At 64.6% G+C, this 19703-nt stretch carries 15 protein-coding genes and 1 pseudogene; 11 read left to right on the top strand and 5 right to left on the bottom strand.

Annotation, left to right across the window (positions count from 1 at the left end; translation table 11 throughout):
* Window positions 1-56: 56 nt before the first annotated feature.
* From DPM35_RS30355 to DPM35_RS30345, 3 genes are all read left to right on the top strand, one after another.
* Window positions 57-1922, top strand: coding sequence for a sensor histidine kinase (locus tag DPM35_RS30355; RefSeq protein WP_112131267.1), 1866 nt, complete (start codon window positions 57-59; stop codon window positions 1920-1922).
* Window positions 1919-3274, top strand: a complete 1356-nt coding sequence (locus tag DPM35_RS30350) for a sigma-54-dependent transcriptional regulator (RefSeq protein ID WP_112131176.1) — start codon at window positions 1919-1921, stop codon at window positions 3272-3274. Before DPM35_RS30355 ends, DPM35_RS30350 begins: the two co-directional genes overlap by 4 nt.
* Window positions 3275-3433: 159 nt before the next feature.
* The gene (locus DPM35_RS30345) at window positions 3434-3781 is read left to right on the top strand and encodes a hypothetical protein (protein WP_245431718.1); all 348 of its coding nucleotides are present in this window, start codon (window positions 3434-3436) and stop codon (window positions 3779-3781) included.
* Here the strand turns inward: DPM35_RS30345 and ggt are convergent.
* The 3 genes from ggt to DPM35_RS30330 form a co-directional block, all read right to left on the bottom strand.
* Window positions 3778-5517, bottom strand: coding sequence for a gamma-glutamyltransferase (gene ggt / locus DPM35_RS30340; protein ID WP_112131175.1), 1740 nt, complete (start codon window positions 5515-5517; stop codon window positions 3778-3780). The genes DPM35_RS30345 and ggt overlap by 4 nt on opposite strands.
* A 98-nt stretch (window positions 5518-5615) precedes the next feature.
* The gene (gene rhaI, locus DPM35_RS30335; protein ID WP_112131174.1) at window positions 5616-6908 is read right to left on the bottom strand and encodes an L-rhamnose catabolism isomerase; all 1293 of its coding nucleotides are present in this window, start codon (window positions 6906-6908) and stop codon (window positions 5616-5618) included.
* 88 nt (window positions 6909-6996) lie between these two features.
* Window positions 6997-9099 carry a bifunctional rhamnulose-1-phosphate aldolase/short-chain dehydrogenase gene (locus DPM35_RS30330; protein WP_112131173.1) on the bottom strand — a complete coding sequence of 701 codons (2103 nt, stop codon included), beginning with the start codon at window positions 9097-9099 and terminating at the stop codon, window positions 6997-6999.
* 189 nt (window positions 9100-9288) lie between these two features.
* On the opposite strand from DPM35_RS30330, the gene DPM35_RS30325 reads away from it, so the two are divergent.
* From DPM35_RS30325 to DPM35_RS30295, 7 genes are all read left to right on the top strand, one after another.
* Entirely contained in the window at window positions 9289-10098 is an 810-nt protein-coding gene (locus tag DPM35_RS30325; RefSeq protein ID WP_112131172.1) for a DeoR/GlpR family DNA-binding transcription regulator, read from the top strand.
* A 53-nt stretch (window positions 10099-10151) separates the two neighbouring features.
* Window positions 10152-11147 (top strand): rhamnose ABC transporter substrate-binding protein, encoded by a 996-nt coding sequence (gene rhaS / locus DPM35_RS30320; RefSeq protein WP_042637283.1) that lies wholly within the window; start codon window positions 10152-10154, stop codon window positions 11145-11147.
* A gap of 180 nt (window positions 11148-11327) precedes the next feature.
* Window positions 11328-12869, top strand: coding sequence for a sugar ABC transporter ATP-binding protein (locus tag DPM35_RS30315; protein ID WP_112131171.1), 1542 nt, complete (start codon window positions 11328-11330; stop codon window positions 12867-12869).
* Entirely contained in the window at window positions 12866-13843 is a 978-nt protein-coding gene (locus DPM35_RS30310) for an ABC transporter permease (protein WP_112131170.1), read from the top strand. Before DPM35_RS30315 ends, DPM35_RS30310 begins: the two co-directional genes overlap by 4 nt.
* Window positions 13840-14841 carry an ABC transporter permease gene (locus tag DPM35_RS30305; protein ID WP_112131169.1) on the top strand — a complete coding sequence of 334 codons (1002 nt, stop codon included), beginning with the start codon at window positions 13840-13842 and terminating at the stop codon, window positions 14839-14841. Before DPM35_RS30310 ends, DPM35_RS30305 begins: the two co-directional genes overlap by 4 nt.
* On the top strand, window positions 14841-15155 hold the full coding sequence (gene rhaM, locus DPM35_RS30300; protein ID WP_181592231.1) for an L-rhamnose mutarotase: 315 nt from the start codon (window positions 14841-14843) through the stop codon (window positions 15153-15155). Before DPM35_RS30305 ends, rhaM begins: the two co-directional genes overlap by 1 nt.
* Window positions 15152-16510 (top strand): FGGY-family carbohydrate kinase, encoded by a 1359-nt coding sequence (locus tag DPM35_RS30295; RefSeq protein WP_112131167.1) that lies wholly within the window; start codon window positions 15152-15154, stop codon window positions 16508-16510. The genes rhaM and DPM35_RS30295 overlap by 4 nt, the downstream gene beginning before the upstream one ends.
* Before the next feature lie 219 nt (window positions 16511-16729).
* Here DPM35_RS30295 and DPM35_RS30290 read toward each other — a convergent pair whose 3' ends face one another.
* Window positions 16730-17986: a D-amino acid dehydrogenase gene (locus DPM35_RS30290; RefSeq protein WP_112131166.1), complete on the bottom strand. Its 1257-nt coding sequence runs from the start codon at window positions 17984-17986 to the stop codon at window positions 16730-16732.
* A 102-nt stretch (window positions 17987-18088) separates the two neighbouring features.
* Window positions 18089-19084, bottom strand: a complete 996-nt coding sequence (gene galE, locus DPM35_RS30285) for a UDP-glucose 4-epimerase GalE (protein WP_112131265.1) — start codon at window positions 19082-19084, stop codon at window positions 18089-18091.
* Window positions 19085-19410: 326 nt separating this feature from the next.
* Here galE and DPM35_RS30280 point away from each other — a divergent pair.
* A pseudogene (locus DPM35_RS30280) lies at window positions 19411-19703 on the top strand (5-aminolevulinate synthase); the annotation flags it as partial.

The raw sequence follows: 19703 nt of genomic DNA, 5'->3' as shown, positions 1-19703 counted from the left end.
GCGGTTATCCGCATAGGTCGAATTGTGCTTTGTGCGAAAACATGCACAAATGCGGCATGCTGCAACGCCCTGCCGCTGCTCTCGCCCTAACGCCCGAACTGCTTGCCGGGCGGGCGCGGCGCGCCTGGCTGCTATTTACGGCGGTGGCGCTGGCGATCATCGCGGCAGCGCTCTACGGCGCCGGCCTCTATGGCCGCTCGACCGAGATCGAGGCTTTGGCTACGCAGGGACGCACGGACGCCAACCTCAAGGTGGCGCTGTTGCGGGCGGTGCTGGAAAATCCGCGCGCGCTGCCGCTGCTCCTGTCAGAGGACCAGCAGGTGCATGACGCGCTGAGCGAGCGCAGCCCTGCCGCGATCGACGTGCTCAACCGCAAGCTCGAAGGGCTGGTTTCAGGCACCAAGGCCTCGGTGCTCTACGTCACCGGCACGGACGGTCTCGCGATCGCCTCCAGCAACTGGCGCGAACCGGAAAGCTTCGTCGGCAGCGACTACAGTTTCCGCGCCTATTTCTCAGGCGCGATGCAGACCGGCACCGCCGAATATTTCGCGCTCGGCAACGTTAGCAAACGTCCCGGGCTTTACATCTCGCGGCGCGTCGACGGCGGCTCGGGGCCCCTCGGCGTGGTCGTGGTCAAGATGGAGTTCGACCAGCTCGAAGCCGACTGGCACGAGGCGAGCCGACCGGCCTATGTCAGTGATGCGCATGGCGTGGTGCTGATCACGAGCGTGCCGTCGTGGCGCTTCCTGACGACGGAGCCGCTCAGCCGGCCGATGCTCGCCGAGATCCGCGCCAGCCAGCAATTCGGCGATGCGCCGCTGGTGCCTTTGCCGATCACGAGGCCGGAGGCGCTCTCCGGCGACGTCGCGCTGGTTCATGCCCTCACGCCTGGAAGCAGCGAAGCCGAGTATCTGCGGCTTTCAACCGCGGTGCCGTCGACGCCGTGGCGGCTCGACTATCTCGTTCCAGCCGAAGCACCGATCGCGGCGGCACAGCGCGAGATGCGGCTGTTGGCGCTGGGCGTCCTTGTGCCTCTCATCGCCTTTGCCGCCTATCTGTTGTGGCGCCGGCAATCCGGCCAGATGCGGATTGCCGCGGAACAGGCGGCGCGCGCCGAGCTGGAGCGCCGGGTCGTCGAGCGCACGCAGGATCTCAGTCTGGCGCGCGACCGGCTGCAGGCCGAGATCGCCGATCATCGCAGCACCGAGGCCAAGCTGCAGGTGATGCAGCAGGAGCTGGTGCAGGCCAACCGGCTTGCCACGCTTGGCCAGGTCGCCGCCGGCGTCGCGCATGAAATCAACCAGCCGGTGGCGACGATCCGCGCCTATGCCGACAATGCGCGCGTCTTCCTGGAGCGCAAGCAGAGCGCCTCAGCCGAAGAGAACCTCGGCGCGATCGCTGCGCTCACCGAGCGCATCGGCTCGATCACCGAGGAGCTGAAGGCCTTCGCCCGCAAGGGCCGCACCGCCGCCGAACCGGTGGAGCTGCGCGGCGTGATCGAGGGCGCCGTGGTGCTGCTCAGGAGCCGCTTCGCCGGCCGGCTGGATGCGCTGGCGATCACGCTGCCGCCGCCGGCGCTCAATGTAATGGGGAACCGGCTGCGGCTGGAACAGGTGCTGATCAACCTTTTCCAGAACGCGCTGGAGGCGCTCGAAGGCCGCGACGGCGCGCGGGTCGAAGTGTCCGCCGCCGAAACCGCAGAAGACGTGGTGCTGACCGTGTCCGACAACGGCCCGGGCATCCCGCCCGCGATCCTGAAGTCGCTGTTCACGCCCTTCAACACCTCGAAGGAAAAGGGCCTGGGCCTCGGCCTCGTCATCTCCAAGGACATCGTCGCCGACTATGGCGGCCGCATCGAGGTTTCGAGCAGCGACCAGGGCACACGCTTCACGATCCACCTGTCGAAAGCCGGCGCAGCATGACCACGAACGATCCCGCACCGGTGATCCTGATCGATGACGACGACGACCTGCTCAAGGCGACAAGGCAGACGCTGGAGCTTGCCGGCTTTGCGGTGTCGGCCTATTCGGTGGCAAGCGAGGCGTTGGCGGCGCTCGACAGGAATTTCGCCGGCGTGGTGGTGTCGGACATCCGCATGCCGGAGATCGACGGGCTGCAGCTTTTCGACCGCGTCTTGCCTCTCGACCCTGATATCCCCGTCATCCTGGTCACGGGGCACGGCGATATCGCGATGGCCGTCAAGGCGATCAAGGACGGCGCCTACGACTTCATCACCAAGCCTTTTGCCGCCGACCGGCTGGTGCAGAGCGTTGCCCGCGCGGCCGAAAAACGCCGGCTGGTGATGGAAAACCGCGCGTTGCGCGAAGCGGCCGAGCAGGCGCAGGAGGGCTTGCCGCTGATCGGCCAGACGCCGGCGATGGAGCGGCTGCGCCGCACGCTGAGGCAGATCGCCGACACCGATGTCGACGTGCTGGTGACCGGCGAGACCGGCTCGGGCAAGGAGGTGGTGGCGAACCTGCTGCATCGCTGGAGCCGCCGCGCCAAGGGCAATTTCGTCGCGCTCAATTGCGGCACGCTGCCGGAGACGGTCATCGAAAGCGAGCTCTTCGGACACGAAGCCGGCGCCTTCACCGGCGCGCAGAAGAAGCGCGTCGGCCGCATCGAGCATTCGAGCGGCGGCACGCTGTTCCTCGACGAGATCGAAAGCATGCCGGCTGCGACACAGGTGCAGATGCTGCGCGTGCTCGAAATGCGCGAGGTGACGCCGCTCGGCACCAATGAGGTGCGGCCGGTCGACCTGCGCGTCGTCGCGGCGGCCAAGGTCGACCTCGGCGATGCCAGCCAGCGCGGCGCTTTCCGCGAGGACCTTTATTACCGGCTCAATGTGGTGACGCTCTCCATTCCGCCGCTGCGCGAACGGCGGGACGACGTGCCGCTGCTGTTCGGCTATTTCGCCGAGCGCGCCGCATCCCGTTTCCGGCGCGCAGTGCCGGCGACGTCGGCGGCGGTCCAGCGCCATCTCAGGGAGCATGACTGGCCGGGCAATGTACGCGAACTCGCCCATTTCGCCGAACGCTTCGTGCTCGGACTTGAGGACGTCGCCGAAACGCCTTCCCCGGCGGCAATGGGGAACGACGCCGCGATGCCGTTGCCGGAACGGCTCGATCGCTACGAGGCCGAGATCATCCGCGAGACACTTGGTCGCAATGACGGCGACGTCCGCCGCACGATCGAGGCGCTCGGCATTCCGCGCAAGACCTTCTACGACAAGCTGCAGCGGCACGGCATCGTGCGCAGCGATTTTTCCAGATAGATCAAGCCTGTGGAACCCGATCCAACCCCTGGCCGTTGAGCTTATCCGGCAAACCGTGGCACGTTGGCATCAGCCGGCCAGCGAACGCATCGCGGCGATGGCGTTGCCGGGTTGCGCTCGGCAAGCGTTGATGGTTTGTTGCCGCCCAGCGGAGAACGAATGATGCGCGAATCCCTCGGTCAAGACGAATACGGCTCGACCAGCCCCTTCGACCCGGACGACCTGCCCAATCTCAATGCGATTGGGCCGGTCATGGGGGGCGGCAATGATTTCGAGAAATACGCTGTCGCCGTCATCATCGTCTTCGGCGCGCTGATCATCGGCGGGCTGATGGCCGCCTCGATGTCCTTCGGTCACCGCAACGGCTTCCTGTTCGCGCTCGGCGGCGCCACGGCGGCCTGGATTTCCGGCAATGCGCTATTGCTCGACCGGCCTCGCATCTACGCGCTGTTCGTCGCCATCGCCGCCGTCATGCTGATTGCCTCGACCATCACGTTGGTGGTTTAATAGCCCAGGGCCTCGCCGGCAGCCGCGCGGCTGTCCATGGCGCCGTTGTAGCGTGCGCCGCCGCCCTTCTCGATCTCCGCCAGGCTCTTGCCGCCGACCAGAATGCCGGCGGCCCGGCCCCAGGTCTCGTCGCTCAGGTCGAGATGGTAGCCCATGCCGGCAAGCAGCTTCTCCGTGTCCGGCGACAGCCCGAAAGGCTCGACATAGACCGTGTCCGGCAGCCACTGATGATGGATGCGCGGCGCGTCGATCGCTTCCTGGATGTCCATGCCGAAGTCGATGACGTTGACGATAGCCTCCAGCGTGATGGTGATGATGCGCGAGCCGCCCGGGCTGCCGATGACCATGAAGGGCTTGCCGTCCCTGGTGAGGATTGTTGGGCTCATCGAGGATAGAGGCGTCTTCTTCGGCTGGATGGCGTTGGCCTCGCCCTGGACCAGCCCGTAGAGGTTCGGCACCCCCGGCTTCTGGGTAAAATCGTCCATCTCGTTGTTGAGCAGGATGCCGGTGCCGTCGGCGACCACACCGGCGCCGTAGGGGCCGTTCAGCGTGTAGGTGACCGCAACCGCGTTGCCGTCCCTGTCGATGATCGAATAGTGAGTGGTCTCCTTCGACTCGCCAAAACCCTTCGGCATCAGCTCCTTCGAGATTCCGGCGCGAAACGGGTCGATCTTTTCGCGGATTTCCTTGGCGTAGCCCTTGTCGAGCAGTTTCGAGACCGGATTGTCGATGAAATCCGGGTCGCCGAGCGCGGAGTTGCGGTCGACATAGGCATGGCGCATGGCCTCGACCATGACATGGACGGTCTCTGCGGACCCGGAGCCGAGATAAGAAAGCGGGTAGCCTTCCAGCACATTGAGAATTTCGCAGATGATGACGCCGCCCGAGCTCGGCGGCGGCGAGGAGATGATCTCGTAGCCGCGGTAGGAACAGGTCACCGGCTTCAGCTCTCGCACCGCATATTGCTCGAAATCGCCCTTGGCGAGGATGCCGCCCTTGACGCCGCTCGCCTTGACGATGGCGTCCGCAATGGCGCCCTTGTAGAAGGCGTCCGGCCCCTTTTGCGAGATCGCCGACAATGAAGCGGCCAGGTCCGGCTGAACGAGCGTCTCGCCGATGCCATAAGGCTTGCGGTCCTCTTTCAGGAAGATGGCGGCCGCCGCCGGGTCCTTCCCCAGCCGTGCGGCACTGTTGGCGAAGGAAGCCGCGTCGCCCTGGTTGAGCACGAAGCCGCCCTTGGCATAGGCGATTGCCGGCGCCATCAGATCCTGTCTTGAGAGCGTGCCGTATTTCTCGCGCGCCATCTCGAAACCGGCGACGGAACCGGGCACGCCGACGGCGAGATAGCCGTCAAGACTGGCGCCCTTGATCGGCTTGCCGTCCTTGTCGAGATACATGGTCCTGGTGGCGGCGAGCGGCGCGCGCTCGCGGAAATCGAGGAAGGTCGTGCGGCCGTCCTTGAGGCGGATGGTCATGAAACCGCCGCCGCCGATATTGCCGGCTTCGGGATAGACGACGGCCAGCGCATAGCCAACCGCGACAGCGGCATCGACGGCGTTGCCGCCTTTCTTCAGCACGTCGACGCCGACTTCGGTGGCGAGATGCTGCTCTGTGACGACCATGCCGTGCTCGCCCTTGGCCGGAGCGGGCGACGCGGCGAAAGCGGTGATCGGTGGCGTGAGGGTGAGTGCAAGCGAAAGGGTGACGCCCAGCAGCGTCCGACGGTTCAAGGGCATGGCGGTGCTCCTGGCGTTGGGGCGCCTAGGAAAGACCCTGCCAGCGGACCTGTCCATCGCCAATGGCGCTGGCCCGGATCAAATCGGATATCTGCCTGTCAGACGATGCCGCCACCGCCACTTGCGACCACCGGCCGCTCAGCCGCTACCTTCGCCCGGTAACCGGCTTCGCGGTAGGCGGCGACCGGATCGATAGCGCCACCGGTCCTCAGCCGCGCCATGGCGAGGATCGGCTCGACATCCGTCCGGTAGGCGGTTTTCAGCGTCTGCGTCGCCATCAGCGCATCATTGGCGTCCTGAAAACCTTCCAGCGCCTTGCGGTCGACCAGCAGCGCCTGCGCATATGCGCGCTGGACCTCGACCGCCGACAGCATCAGGCTCTCGATCGGATCGGTGACGTTGTGGCTCTGGTCGAGCATATGCGCCGGGTTGAAGCCCTTGGCGCCCGAGAGCTCGGCATCGACCAGCTCGTTGAAGACCAGGAACAGCCGATAGGGATCGATCGAGCCGGCATCGAGGTCGTCGTCGCCATATTTGGAATCGTTGAAGTGGAAGCCGCCCAGCTTGCCGAACTGGATCAGCCGCGACACGATCATCTCGATGTTGACGTTGGGCGCGTGGTGGCCGAGGTCGACCAGGCAGAAGGCCTTGTCGCCGAGTTCCCTGGCGATGATGTAGTTGGTGCCCCAGTCCTGCACGACCGTCGAATAGAAGGCCGGCTCATACATCTTGTGCTCGGTGAACAGGCGCCAGTCGTCCGGCAGGCCGGCATAGATGTCGCGCATGGCGTCGAGATAGCGCTCGAAGACTTTTGCGAAGTTGACCTGGCCGGGGAAGTTGGAGCCGTCGCCGATCCACACCGTCAGCGCCTTGGAGCCCAGCGTCTTGCCGATCTCGATGCATTCGAGATTGTGCTCGACCGCCTGCAGGCGCGTGGCGGCATCGGCATGCGAGAGCGAGCCGAATTTGTAGGAAAGCTTCTGGTCCCTGGCGTCGGAGAAGGTGTTGGAGTTCATGGCGTCGAAGCCGAGGCCGAAGCGCGAGGCCGCCTGTTTCAGCCGGTTCGGATCGGCCTTGTCCCACGGGATGTGCAGCGAGACCGTCGGCGTCGCCCGCGTCAGCTGGGCAATGACGGCGCAGTCCTCGATCTTGTCGAAGATGTCACGCGGCTCGCCGGGACCGGGAAAGCGGGCAAAGCGCGTGCCGCCGGTGCCGACGCCCCAGGACGGGATCGCCACGGCGAATTTCTCGACCTTGTCGCGGATCGCGTCGATGGCGATGCCGCGGCGGTCGAGACGTTCGCCGAGCGAGGCGTAGTCGCGCTCGAGGTCGGGCCGGCGGGCGGCGTTGCGGCTGGCGACGAGATCGGCGGAAATGATTGTTTCGGACACTGCAATTCCTCCCAAGAATGCGTTCGGCCGGCGCTGCCCCTCATCCGCCTGCCGGCACCTTCTCCCCGTAGAACGGGGAGAAGGAAGCTTATCGCGTAAAACTTTGCGCGTTGCCGGCGTCGACGTTGACGATGTTGCCGGTCGACTTGGCCGACATGTCGGAGGCGAAGAAATAGATCGCCTCGGCGATGTCCTCCGGGAAAACCGAGCGCTTCAGCATCGAGCGCGCGCGGTAATGCTCCTCGAGGTCGTCGGTCGACATCTTGTAGGCGGCGGCGCGCTGTTCCTTCCACTCGCCGGTCCAGATCTTGGAGCCGCGCAGCACCGCGTCCGGATTGACGACGTTGACCCTGATCTGCGCCTCCGCTCCTTCGAGCGCCAGGCAGCGGGCAAGATGGATCTCGGCGGCCTTGGCGGTGCAATAGGCGGACGCGTTCGGCGAGGCGGCGAGGCCGTTCTTGGAGGCGACGAAGACGACGTTGCCGCCGATCTTCTGGGCGCGGAACAGGCGGAAAGCCTCGCGTGAGACGAGGAAATAGCCGGTGGACAGGATGTCCATGTTCTTGTTCCACAGCGCCAGTGTCGTCTCCTCGATCGGCGCGGAGGAGGCCAGGCCGGCATTGGAAACCAGGATGTCGATACCGCCGAACTCGACCGCCGTTTCGGCGAAGCCCGAAAGCACCTGGTCCTCCGAGGTGACATCGATCCGCACCGGACGGACAAAGTCTTTTCCGAAGGCCTTCGACAGCTCGTCATTGGCGCTGGCCAAAGCCGCCTCGTCGATATCGGCGAGCACGACGCAGGCGCCTTCGCGCAGCAGTCGGTTGGCGGTGGCGCGGCCGATGCCGCCGGCACCGCCGGTGACCAGCGCGATCTGGCCGGCCAGCGCCTTCGGCTTCGGCAGGCGCTGCAGCTTGGCTTCCTCGAGCTGCCAGTACTCGATGTCGAAAGCTTCCTGCGCCGGCAGGCCGACATAGGACGAAACCGTCGAAGCGCCGCGCATGACGTTGATGGCGTTGACATAGAATTCGCCGGAAATGCGGGCCGTCGCCTTGTCGCCGGCGAAGGTGAACATGCCGACCCCAGGCATCAGATAGACCACGGCATTGGGATCGCGGATGGCGGGCGAGTCCGGATGCTTGCAGGCGTCATAGTAGGCCTGGTAGCCGACGCGGTATTCAGCAATGTCGTCGGCGAGCCGCGCGATGACGGCGTCGATATCGGGCTTTGCCGGATCGAACTCGATCACCAGCGGCCGGATTTTTGTGCGCAGGAAATGGTCCGGGCACGAGGTGCCAAGCGCCGCCAGCGGTCGCAAATCCTTCGAGTTGACGAATTCGAGCACCGCAGGCTGATCGTCGAAATGGCCGAGCTTATGGCTCTTTTCGGAGATCAGGCCGCGGATCCTCGGCATCAGCTTGGCGGCAACGGCGCGGCGCGCCGTCGCATCGAGCGCCTTGACCGCCTCGCCGCCGAAGATGGCCACGCCTTCCGACCGGCGCTCGAACCATTCGATTGCCTGGTTGATCACCGAGATCGTGGTCTCGTAGCATTCCTTGGGGGTGTCGCCCCAGGTGAACAGGCCGTGGCTTTCGAGCACGACGCCCTTGGCTTCGGGGTTGTCGAGGCAGAATTTCTCCAGCCACAGGCCAAGCTCGAAGCCCGGCCGCTTCCAGGGCAGCCAGCCGATGGCGTCGCCGAAGATCTCCTTGGTGATAGCCTTGGAATCCTTGGCCGCGGCGACCGCGATGATGGCGTCGGGATGCATATGGTCGACGCAAGCCTTCGGCACGTAAGCGTGCAGCGGCGTGTCAATCGAGGCCGCGCGCGGATTGAGGTTGAAGGTGCAGTGGGGCAGATAGCCCACCATCTCATCCTCATGCTCGACGCCGCGGTAGAGCCCCTTGATGGCGCGCAGCTTGTCCATGTAGAGGGTCGCGAATCCGTCGAGCTTGATCGAGGCGCTGTCGCCGCCCGAGCCCTTCACCCACAGGACTTCCACTTCCTCGCCGGTCAGCGGGTCCTTCTGCCAGACCTTGGACGAGGTGTTGCCGCCGCCGTAATTGGTGACGCGCTTGTCGGAGCCGAGCGTGTTCGAGCGATAGACCAGGAGCTCGGGACCGCTCATCCCTTCGGCCTTTGCATCGTCCCACAGATTGGCGAGGCGCGAGCCGGAGCGCTTGTCGAGCATGGATATCCTCCCTTGGAGCGCGAACGCCGTGCCCCTCATTTCTTGTTCGGGAATGTCTACGCTAGCGACCTGCTTGTCAATCATAAACGATCAATATCGATCATATTGCACTGCACAATGAAAATATATGATCGGAAATGATTGACACTGCGCGTTTTCTAAGGCCTGATGCTTAGGCAGGGAGGAACCATGCACGAAAAAGAGCGCCACAGGATCATTCTGTCCGCCGTCCAGGAAAAGCCTGTTGTGACGGTGCAGGAGATGGTCGAGCTGACGGATTCCTCCGAAGCTACGATCCGGCGCGACATCGCGGCGCTCCATGTGCAAAAGCGCCTGCGCCGGGTGCGCGGCGGCGCCGAGGCGATCTCGCCGCCGCAATTCATCGGCCTTGCCGGCCGGCCCTTCTCGGTCAACGAAACGCTGAACGCCGCGCAGAAGCGGGCGATCGCGCGGGAGGCGGTGAACCTTTGCGCCGATGGCGAGCCGATCATCATCAATGGCGGCACCACGACCTTCCAGATGGTGCATTTCCTGACCGGACGCCGCATGCCGATCTTCACCAACTCGTTCCCGATCGCCGAGCACCTGCTCAAGCATTCGAAGAACACGGTGATGCTGTCGGGCGGCACGATCTATCGCGAGCAGAACATCATCCTGTCGCCTTTCGACAATGACGTAACGCGCAACTTCTATGCGCGGCGCATGTTCATGGGGGCGCAAGGCCTGGGACCGCTCGGGCTGATGGAGGGGGATCCGCTGCTGATCCAGGCCGAGCAGAAGCTGATCGACCAGGCCGACGAGTTGGTGGTGCTGGTTGATTCCTCGAAATTCCGCATGCGCTCCAGCCTGATCCTGTGCGGGCTGTCGCGCATCGCGACCGTGATCACCGACGACGGCATCGAGGACCGCGAGGCCAAGATGCTGGAAACGGCGGGGGTGGCGCTGGTCGTCGCCCGCAAGCAGTCAAGCGATAGGGAAGAATCTTCACTGCAGGCCTGAGGAACTCGCGCCCGCAGCGGCGATGGAATGCAACGCTCAAGGGAGGATATTCGATGAGCTTTTTGAAGAAACTGCTGGTTACAGCGGCCTTTTCCGCCGCCATGTTCGTGAATGCCGCCTATGCCGAGAACGTCAAGATCGCGCTGGTCGTGAAGTCGCTCGGCAACGGCTTCTTCGACGCCGCCAACAAGGGCGCCGAGGAAGCGGCCAAGGAACTGGGCGATGTCGACGTCATCTACACCGGCCCGACCAAGGCCACCGCCGAAGCGCAGATCGAGGTGATCAACTCGCTGATCGCGCAGAAGGTCAACGCCATCGCCGTTTCGGCCAATGACGCCGACGCGCTGGTGCCGGTGCTGAAGAAGGCGATGGATCGCGGCATCACCGTGATCTCGTGGGACTCGGGCGTCGCCAAGGAAGGCCGCCAGCTCCACCTCAACCCGTCCGACACCGGCCTGATCGGCGAGACCATCATCAAGCTCGCCGCCGACTACCTGCCGGAAGGCGGCGACGTCGCCATCCTCTCGGCCTCCTCGACCGCCACCAACCAGAATGCCTGGATCGAAGCGGCGAAGAAGGTGCTGCCGGAGAAATTCCCGAAGATCAAGCTGGTCGCCACCGTCTATGGCGATGACGATTCGGCCAAGAGCACCGACGAGGCCAAGGGCCTGTTGAAGTCCTATCCGAACCTCAAGGCGATCATCGCGCCGACCACGGTCGGCGTCGTCGCCGCAGCGCAGGTCGTCACCGACGAGAACCTGATCGGCAAGGTGAATGTCACGGGTCTTGCCCTGCCTTCCGAGTTCAAGAAGTTCATCGACAACGGCGCTTCGCAGGCTGTTGCTCTGTGGAACCCGATCGATCTCGGCTACTCGGCGATCTACCTCGCGCATGACCTGGCGGTGAAGAAGGAAGAGGCCAAGCCCGGCGCCACGCTGTCGATCGGCCGCGTCGGCAAGGTGACGCTCGACGACACCAACTCGGCCGCGATGGCTCCGCCCTTCCAGTTCGACAAGACCAACATCGAGAAGTTCTCGAAGATCTATTGATCTCGGACTGACGGCGCTGCCCCTCATCCGGCCGCTTCGCGGCCACCTTCTCCCCGATGCGGAGAAGAGCCTGGAGCCAAGCTCGCAAACCTCCTCTCCCCTCGGGGAGAGGTCGACCGAGCGAAGCGAAGGTCGGGTGAGGGGGAGTCAATGCGGAACATGGACGGGCTTGATACGACTATGGATACGACGGCCCATCACGGCACGATACAGAAGCGCCCCCCGGCCTCAGTTCCCCGTCTGACGCTCACGGGCATCTCGAAGAGTTTCCCAGGCGTGCGCGCCCTGCACAATGTCAGCCTGTCGCTCTACCCCGGGCAAGTGACGGCGCTGATCGGCGAGAACGGCGCCGGCAAGTCGACGCTGGTCAAGATCATGACCGGCATCTATCAGCCCGATTCGGGCGAGATCGGCATCGACGGCCAGGCCACGACGCTGCCCAGCGCGCATGCCGCCTTCGGCCACGGCATCACCGCCATCCACCAGGAAACGGTGCTGTTCGACGATCTGTCGGTCGCCGAAAACATCTTCCTCGGCCACGCGCCGCGCACCCGCTTCGGCACCATCGACTGGCGCACCATGCGCAACAATGCCCGCGAGGTGCTGGAGACGATGCGCGCCGGCCATATCGATGCCGATGCGCGGCTGAAGGATCTCGGCATCGCCAACAAGCATCTGGTTGCCGTCGCCCGCGCGATGTCGATCGATGCGCGCATCGTCATCATGGACGAGCCGACCGCGGCGCTCTCGATGAAGGAGATCGAGGAGCTTTTCCTGCTGATCGAATTCCTGAAGAGCGAAGGCAAGGCAGTGCTCTTCATCAGCCACAAGTTCGACGAAATCTACCGCATAGCCGACCGCTACACCGTCTTCCGCGATGGCGAGATGGTGGGCGAAGGCCTGCTGAAGGACACCGGCCAGAACGAGATCGTGCGCATGATGGTCGGCCGCAACGTCGACCACATCTTTCCGCAGCGCGAGCCGAAGATCGGCGCGCCGGTGCTGTCGGTTTCGGGCCTGTCGCATCCGACCGAATTCGACGACATCGGCTTCGAATTGCGCAAGGGCGAGATCCTCGGCTTCTACGGGCTGGTCGGCGCCGGGCGCAGCGAGGTGATGCAGGCGATCGCCGGGATCACCCGCACCAGCCGAGGCGAGATTTCACTGGATGGCCAGACGATCGCGCCGAAATCGGCCGCGGACTCCATCGAGGCCGGCATCGTCTATGTGCCGGAGGAACGCGGCAAGCAGGGCGTGGTGATCGGCCTGCCGATTTTCCAGAACGTTTCGCTGCCTTCGCTCAAACGCACCTCGAAATCCGGCGTGCTGAGGCTCGCGGAAGAATTCACGCTCGCCCGCTCCTACACCGAGCGGCTCGACCTGCGCGCCTCATCGCTCAGCCAGGATGTCGGCACGCTGTCCGGCGGCAACCAGCAGAAGGTGGTCATCGCCAAATGGCTGGCGACGACGCCGAAGGTCATCATCCTCGACGAGCCGACCAAAGGCATCGACATCGGCTCCAAGGCGGCCGTGCACGGCTTCATGGCCGAGCTGGTCGCGCAAGGGTTGTCGGTGATCATGGTGTCGTCGGAACTGCCGGAAATTCTCGGCATGTCCGACCGCGTCGTGGTCATGCGCGAAGGCCGCATCGCCGCGACCTATGACAACAAGGGTCTCGACGCCGAGACGCTGGTTCGAACGGCAGCGGGGATCGTGGCATGAAGAATTTCCTCAAATATCGCGAGATCTGGCTGCTGGCCGGCATCGTCGTGCTGATCGGCCTGATCTCGACGCGCTTCCCCGGCTTCGCCGACCCGGCCAATCTGCGCCAGGTGTTCAACGACACGTCGATCCTGATGATCCTGGCGCTCGGACAGATGGTGGTCATCCTGACGCGCTCGATCGACCTCTCGATGGCGTCCAACCTGTGCTTCACCGGCATGGTGGTGGCGATGCTGAACGCCGCGCATCCGGCGATCCCGATCCCGGCGCTGATCGTCATCGCGTTGCTCGTCGGGCTGGTGCTCGGCGCGATCAACGGTTTCCTGGTGTGGCGGCTGAACATCCCGTCGATCGTGGTGACGCTGGGCACGCTCACCATCTACCGCGGCGCCACCTTCGTCGTCTCCGGCGGCGCCTGGGTCAATGCCGACCAGATGAGCCCGGACTTCATCAATTTCCAGCGCGCCGCCTTGCTCGGCCTGCCGGTGCTGTCCTGGATCGCCATCATCGTGATCGCGCTGTTCTTCCTGGTGATGACGCGCACGCAAATCGGCCGCTCGATCTACGCCATCGGCGTCAACCCGACCGCATCGGTCTATGCCGGCATCGATGTCGGCCGCACGAAATTCATCGTCTTCTGCATCTCCGGCATGATCGGCGGGCTCGCCGGATACTTATGGATCTCGCGCTATGTGATCGCCTCGGTCGAGGTCGCCAACGGCTATGAGCTCAACATCATCGCCGCCTGCGTCATCGGCGGCATCTCGATCGCCGGTGGCATCGGCTCGGTCGGCGGGGCGGTGCTGGGGGCGCTGTTCCTCGGCATCATCTCCAACGCGCTGCCGGTCATCAACATCTCGCCTTTCTGGCAGATGGCGATCTCGGGCAGCGCCATCATCCTCGCCGTGGTGCTCAATGCGCGCGGCGAGCGCCGACAGGGCCGCATCATCCTGAGAAAGGCGGAAGCGGCATGACCGACAGCCCTGCCCCGCGCCATATCCCCGACCGGCTCGACAAGCCGCTGTCCTCGGCGATCTTCTCCTGGGAGGCGCTGCTGGTCGTCATCGCGGTCGCCATCTTCGCGGTGAACAGTTTTGCGTCACCCTATTTCCTCGATCCGTGGTCGCTGTCGGACCTGACCTTCAACTTCACGGAAAAAGGGCTGATCGCGCTTGCCATGGCGCTGCTGATCATCTCCGGCGAGATCGACCTCTCCGTCGCCGCGATCGTGGCTTTAGCCTCGACCATGATGGGCATGGCCGTGCAAGCCGGCGCCAGCACTCCGATGCTGGTGGCGATCGGGATTGCCGTCGGGCTCGCCTGCGGCGCTTTCAACGGGCTGCTCGTCACCCGTCTCGGCCTGCCCTCCATCGTCGTCACCATCGGCACGATGAGCCTGTTTCGCGGCATCGCCTTCATCATCCTCGGCGACCAGGCCTATAAAGGCTATCCGGAGAGTTTTGCGTTCTTCGGCCAGGGCTATGTCTGGTGGGTCTTCTCGTTCGAGCTGGCGCTGTTCCTCTTCGCGGCCATGGTTTACTGGTTCGTGCTGCACCGCACGAGCTTCGGCCGCCGGGTCTTTGCCACCGGCAACAATCCAGTCGCCTGCCAGTTCTCCGGGGTGCGCGTCGACCGTATAAAATTCATCCTGTTCTGCCTGACCGGGCTGATGTCGGGCATCGCCTCGGTGCTGATCACCTCGCGGCTCGGCTCGACAAGGCCGTCCATCGCGCAGGGCTATGAGCTTGAGGCGATCACCATGGTGGTGCTTGGGGGTGTGTCGATCCTCGGCGGCGCCGGCAGCATTCTGGGCGTCGTGCTTGCCGCCTTTATCATGGGGCTGGTGACGTTTGGGCTCGGCCTGCTCAACGTGCCGGGCATCGTCATGTCGATCTTCATCGGCCTGTTGCTGATCATCGTCATTGCGCTGCCGATCATCTGGCGGCGGCTGCGCGAAGGACGCTTCGCCTGATGGAGAAATACGCCTTCAAGATGAAGCTCAATCACGGCATGAAGGCCGAGTACAAGCGCCGCCACGACGAGATCTGGCCCGAGCTGGTGGCGCTGCTGAGAGAGGCCGGCGTTTCCGACTATTCGATCCATCTCGACGAGGAGACCAATATCCTGTTCGGCGTGCTGTGGTGCCGCGACGACCACAGTATGGCCGACCTGCCGAAGCACCCGGTGATGCAGCGATGGTGGGCGCATATGGCCGACGTGATGGAGACCAAACCCGACAACGAGCCGGTGGCGGTGCCGCTGGAAACAATGTTCCAAATGGCATGATCGTCGCCGTCATCGATATCGGCAAGACCAACGCCAAGGTGGCGCTGGTCGATCGCGCGACGCTGAGCGAGATCGCGCTGCGCCGAATGACCAACGCACCGGTGCGGGGCGCGCCCTACCCGCATCACGATGTCGAGGCGCTGTGGACGTTCATCCTCGACAGCCTCGCCGATCTCAACCGCGAACGGCGCATCGATGCGATCTCGATCACCACGCATGGCGCGACTGGCGCGCTGGTCGACGCCGCCGGCGAACTAGTGCTGCCGGTGCTCGACTATGAATTCGACGGCCCCGAGCAGCTTGCGGCCGACTACGACGCGGTGCGCCCGCCCTTCGCCGAGACCGGCACGCCGCGCTTGCCCATCGGCCTCAATCTCGGCGCGCAGTTCTTCTGGCAGCAGAAGCGCTTCCCGGCGGAATTCGCCAGGGCCGCCGTGATGCTGATGTATCCGCAATACTGGGCGCTGCGGCTGACCGGCGTCGTCGCCAATGAGGTGACGTCACTCGGCTGCCACACCGACCTGTGGAATCCTTGGACATCCGACTATTCATCGCTGGTCGACAGGATCGGCTGGCGCCGGTTGATGGCGCCGGCGCGGCCGGCCAAGGACCGACTTGGCCCGATCCTGCCAGCGATTGCGCAACGGACAGGGCTGGGCCCACAGACGCCGGTTTTCTGCGGACTGCACGATTCCAACGCCTCGCTGCTGCCGCATCTGCTGTCCGACGCGCCGCCCTTCTCCGTCGTCTCGACCGGTACATGGGTTGTGTCGATGGCGGTTGGCGGCCGGAAGGTCGAGCTCGATGCGGCGCGCGACACGCTGGTCAACGTCAACGCGCTCGGCGATCCCGTGCCATCGGCGCGCTTCATGGGCGGACGCGAATTTTCGCTGCTGACCAAGGACCAGCCGCAGGAATGGAGCGATGACGATGTCGCCGCCGTTCTGGCGCGCCAGGTCTTGCTGCTGCCTTCCATTCAACAGGGCTCCGGACCCTTTCCGCATCGCGCCGCGCAATGGCATAACGCCGACGATCTGAGCTCCGGCCAGCGCTTCGCCGTCATCTCATTCTATCTGGCGCTGATGACCGCGACCTGCCTGGAACTGATCGGCGGCGACGGACCGACGACCGTCGAGGGACCTTTCGCGCGCAACCCGCTTTTCATCCGCATGCTGGCAGCAGCGACAGGGCGGCCGGTCGTTGCCTCGGAGACCACGACCGGGACCAGCATCGGCGCCGCGCTGCTGGCGTCGGATGGCATTGAGACAGGAAGCAAAAGCGAACAAACGGAACCACCGGCGGACCGGGTCTGGGGCGACTATGTAAAGGCGTGGTGGCTAGCCGTACGGACGTAGCCCTTTTTCTGAGAGGCCGGCGCTGCCCCTCATTGCCCTGCCGGGCATTTCTCCCCGTAGAGTGACGGGGTGAAAGGGCTGTTGTCGCGGCCTTCGCCAATTTTCGACGGCACAGAATGGGCGCCGGCGGCGCGGCCAGCCCCTTCGCCCCGTTTACGGGGAGAAGGTGCCCGGAGGGCGGATGAGGGCGGTGCCAACGTCGGCGACTAGATAGAGGTTTCAGCGTGCCGTCCCGTACAGCAATCCTTTGGGATCGATCTGCGGCTTTCTGCCGGCGACGACATCCGACAGGAACTGCCCGGAGCCGCAGGCCATGGTCCAGCCGACATGGCCGTGGCCGGTGTCGAGATAGAGGTTGCGGTATTTCGCCTGACCAATCACGGGAACCGAGTTCGGCATCATCGGCCGCAGGCCGGCCCAGAGCACGGCCTTCTTCTCGTCGAAGGCTCCCGGGAAAAGATCCTTGCCAGTTTCCAGGATGGTCCTGAAATCACCCGGCTTGAAGCTGCGATCAAAGCCGGTGAACTCGGCTGTAGAAGACATGCGCAGGCGATTGCCGAGCCTGGAATAACCGATCAGCCGGTCCTCGTCGGCGCCACCCATGGTCGGCCCCTTGCTCTCATCCTCCAAGGGAATCGTCGCTGTGTAGCCCTTCACCGGATAGACCGGCAGGTCGATGCCGTAGCGCCGGCCGAGCAGGCCGCTTTCCGGGCCCAGGGAGATGACGACCGCGTCGCCGGTTACCGGGCCGGCCGAGGTGATGACCGCGCGCACCCGATCGCCCTCGATGTCGAGGCCCTGGATTGTCGTGCCGAACAGGAATTTGACGCCGAGCTTCTCGGCGGCATAGGCGGCGAGCCTGTCGGTGAATTGCTTGGAATCGCCGGTCTGGTCGATCGGCGAATAGATGCCGCCGGCAATCTTTTCCTTCACGCCGGCAAGCCCTGGCTCCAGCTCGGCCAGGCGCTCGCGGCCGACGATCTCGATCGGCAGGCCGTGCTCGGCCAGATAGCGGTAGTTGTCGGTGCCGGTGTCCAGGCTCTTCTGCGACCGGAAGAAATAGAGAATGCCCTTCTTGCGCTCGTCGTAGTGGATGCCGGTCTCCTCCGACAGTTGATTGATGCACTGGCGGGAATGCAGCGCGAGCCTGAGCTTGATGTCGGTATTGGCGCGCAGCCGCTTCACCGTGCATTCGCGCAGGAAGCGCAGGCTCCAGGCATAGAAATACGGGTCGAGGCGCAGCCTGACCTTGATGCCGAGGTCGTGGTTCCACAGCGCGCGCAGGAAGGTCTTCAGCGCGGCGGGCGAAGCCCAGGCAGTGGCGTCGCCAGGCGACACCAGGCCGGCATTCGACTGGCTGGTGCCGCGCGCCGCCGCCTCGTGGCGCTCGATCACCGTCACCTCGTGGCCGTCCTTTGCCAGATAATAGGCAGCCGCCGTGCCAACCACGCCGGCGCCAAGAACCAGGATCTTCATGCCGTCCCCTCAAGCATTATCGCGGCGGCACGCGCCAGCGCACCGCTGCATGAGGCTCAATACCGCTTCTGCAAGCGCCGGACGAGTCCTTGGCCCAACAGATCAGCTTCTCACGGAATTCTTGCCCGTCAGGATGCGCTCCCATGCCAACGCGTCGTTGACGATCAGGTCGAGATCGTCGCGTTGCGGCGTCCAGCCGAGCTCCTTGCGGGCAAGCTCGGAATTGGCAACCACGGCGGCGGCGTCGCCCGGCCGGCGATCGCCCATGCGGACATCGAAATCATGGCCGAAGGCGCGGCGCACGCTGTCGATCACCTCGAGCACCGAATAGCCGTGGCTGTAACCGCAATTGGCGACGAGGCTTGTGCCGCCGGCGCGCAGCCGCTGCAGCGCCAGCCGGTGCGCGGCGGCGAGATCGCTGACATGGATGTAGTCGCGCATGCAGGTGCCGTCCGGCGTCGGGTAGTCGGTGCCGAAGACCTGCATGAAGGGGCGTTTGCCGAGCGCGGTCTCGCAGGCGACCTTGATGAGATGCGTGGCGCCGGGCGTCGACTGCCCGGTGCGGCCCTTGGGGTCGGCGCCGGCGACGTTGAAATAGCGCAGCGCCGTGTAGCGGATGTCGTGCGCCAGCGCCGCGTCGCGCAGCATCCATTCGCTCATCAGCTTGGAGAGGCCGTAGGGCGATTCCGGCGCGAGGCGGGCATCCTCGCGCACCGGCTCCAGCCCGGCGCCGCCATAGACGGCGGCGGTGGAAGAGAAGATGAAATGCGGCACGCCCTCGCGCACGGCTGTCTCGATCAACGTGCGGGTCTTGCAGGTGTTGTTCTCGTAATAGCCGAGCGGATCGGCGACCGATTCCGGCACCACGATCGAGCCGGCGAAGTGGATGATGGCGTCGACCTCGTTTTCGCGGATGATCCGGCCGACCAGGTCACGGTCGGCGACATCGCCGACAACGAGCTTTGCTTCCGGGGCCACCGCCCATTCGAAGCCGGTGGAAAGCCGGTCGAGCACCACGACGCTCTCGCCGGCATCCAGCAGCTCCCAGACCATATGGCTGCCGATATAACCGGCACCACCCGTCACCAAAACCGTCATCATCTACCTCGCTGATCAAGATTTATCGGAAACTGTCTCAACAGCCCCCGTGCTGGAAACCCCGCCGCAAGCCCGCTAAAGCCTATGTCGCTCGCCCAAACCGCTGCGCACTTTGGGCGACATGCACTACCCTCCCAATGTTAAACCCGTAACAGTTTCTCCCGTCCGAGGCATCGTACTGAAACAAAGCTCGTTCACACCCCGGGAATAGGCCACGATCCGGCATCGTTAGGAACAGGGCAAAGGCGTGGCATTTTGACCGGTTGGGTCCGGTGGACGCGGCATGGGGCAGTGACTATGATCCGCCGCAAAATTGGGAAGTCGACATGAATTACCAGCGGTTTTTCGAGGATGCGATCGACCAGCTCCACGCGGAGCGGCGCTACCGCGTCTTCGCCGACCTCGAGCGCATGGTGGGCAAGTTCCCGCGCGCCATCTGGCGTTCCAACGGCCGCGCCCAGGAAATCACCGTCTGGTGCTCCAACGACTATCTCGGCATGGGCCAGAACGAGGATGTGATTGCCGCCTTCCAGGCCGCTGCCGGCAAGATGGGCTCGGGCGCCGGCGGCACCCGCAACATCTCCGGCACCTCCAACCCGCTGGTCGAGCTCGAGCAGGA

The organism is Mesorhizobium atlanticum (assembly GCF_003289965.1).
Taxonomy (GTDB): Bacteria; Pseudomonadota; Alphaproteobacteria; order Rhizobiales; family Rhizobiaceae; genus Mesorhizobium; species Mesorhizobium atlanticum.
This window is presented reverse-complemented; position numbering and strand designations above follow the sequence as displayed.

Bases quoted from the DNA above. Each gene is read 5' to 3' on its own strand.
- DPM35_RS30355 (WP_112131267.1), top strand. From the start codon at position 57: ATGCTGCAACGCCCTGCCGCTGCTCTCGCCCTAACGCCCGAACTGCTT.
- DPM35_RS30350 (WP_112131176.1), top strand. From the start codon at position 1,919: ATGACCACGAACGATCCCGCACCGGTGATCCTGATCGATGACGACGAC.
- DPM35_RS30345 (WP_245431718.1), top strand. From the start codon at position 3,434: ATGATGCGCGAATCCCTCGGTCAAGACGAATACGGCTCGACCAGCCCC.
- ggt (WP_112131175.1), bottom strand. From the start codon at position 5,517: ATGCCCTTGAACCGTCGGACGCTGCTGGGCGTCACCCTTTCGCTTGCA.
- DPM35_RS30330 (WP_112131173.1), bottom strand. From the start codon at position 9,099: ATGCTCGACAAGCGCTCCGGCTCGCGCCTCGCCAATCTGTGGGACGAT.
- DPM35_RS30325 (WP_112131172.1), top strand. From the start codon at position 9,289: ATGCACGAAAAAGAGCGCCACAGGATCATTCTGTCCGCCGTCCAGGAA.
- rhaS (WP_042637283.1), top strand. From the start codon at position 10,152: ATGAGCTTTTTGAAGAAACTGCTGGTTACAGCGGCCTTTTCCGCCGCC.
- DPM35_RS30315 (WP_112131171.1), top strand. From the start codon at position 11,328: ATGGATACGACGGCCCATCACGGCACGATACAGAAGCGCCCCCCGGCC.
- DPM35_RS30310 (WP_112131170.1), top strand. From the start codon at position 12,866: ATGAAGAATTTCCTCAAATATCGCGAGATCTGGCTGCTGGCCGGCATC.
- DPM35_RS30305 (WP_112131169.1), top strand. From the start codon at position 13,840: ATGACCGACAGCCCTGCCCCGCGCCATATCCCCGACCGGCTCGACAAG.
- rhaM (WP_181592231.1), top strand. From the start codon at position 14,841: ATGGAGAAATACGCCTTCAAGATGAAGCTCAATCACGGCATGAAGGCC.
- DPM35_RS30295 (WP_112131167.1), top strand. From the start codon at position 15,152: ATGATCGTCGCCGTCATCGATATCGGCAAGACCAACGCCAAGGTGGCG.
- DPM35_RS30290 (WP_112131166.1), bottom strand. From the start codon at position 17,986: ATGAAGATCCTGGTTCTTGGCGCCGGCGTGGTTGGCACGGCGGCTGCC.
- galE (WP_112131265.1), bottom strand. From the start codon at position 19,084: ATGACGGTTTTGGTGACGGGTGGTGCCGGTTATATCGGCAGCCATATG.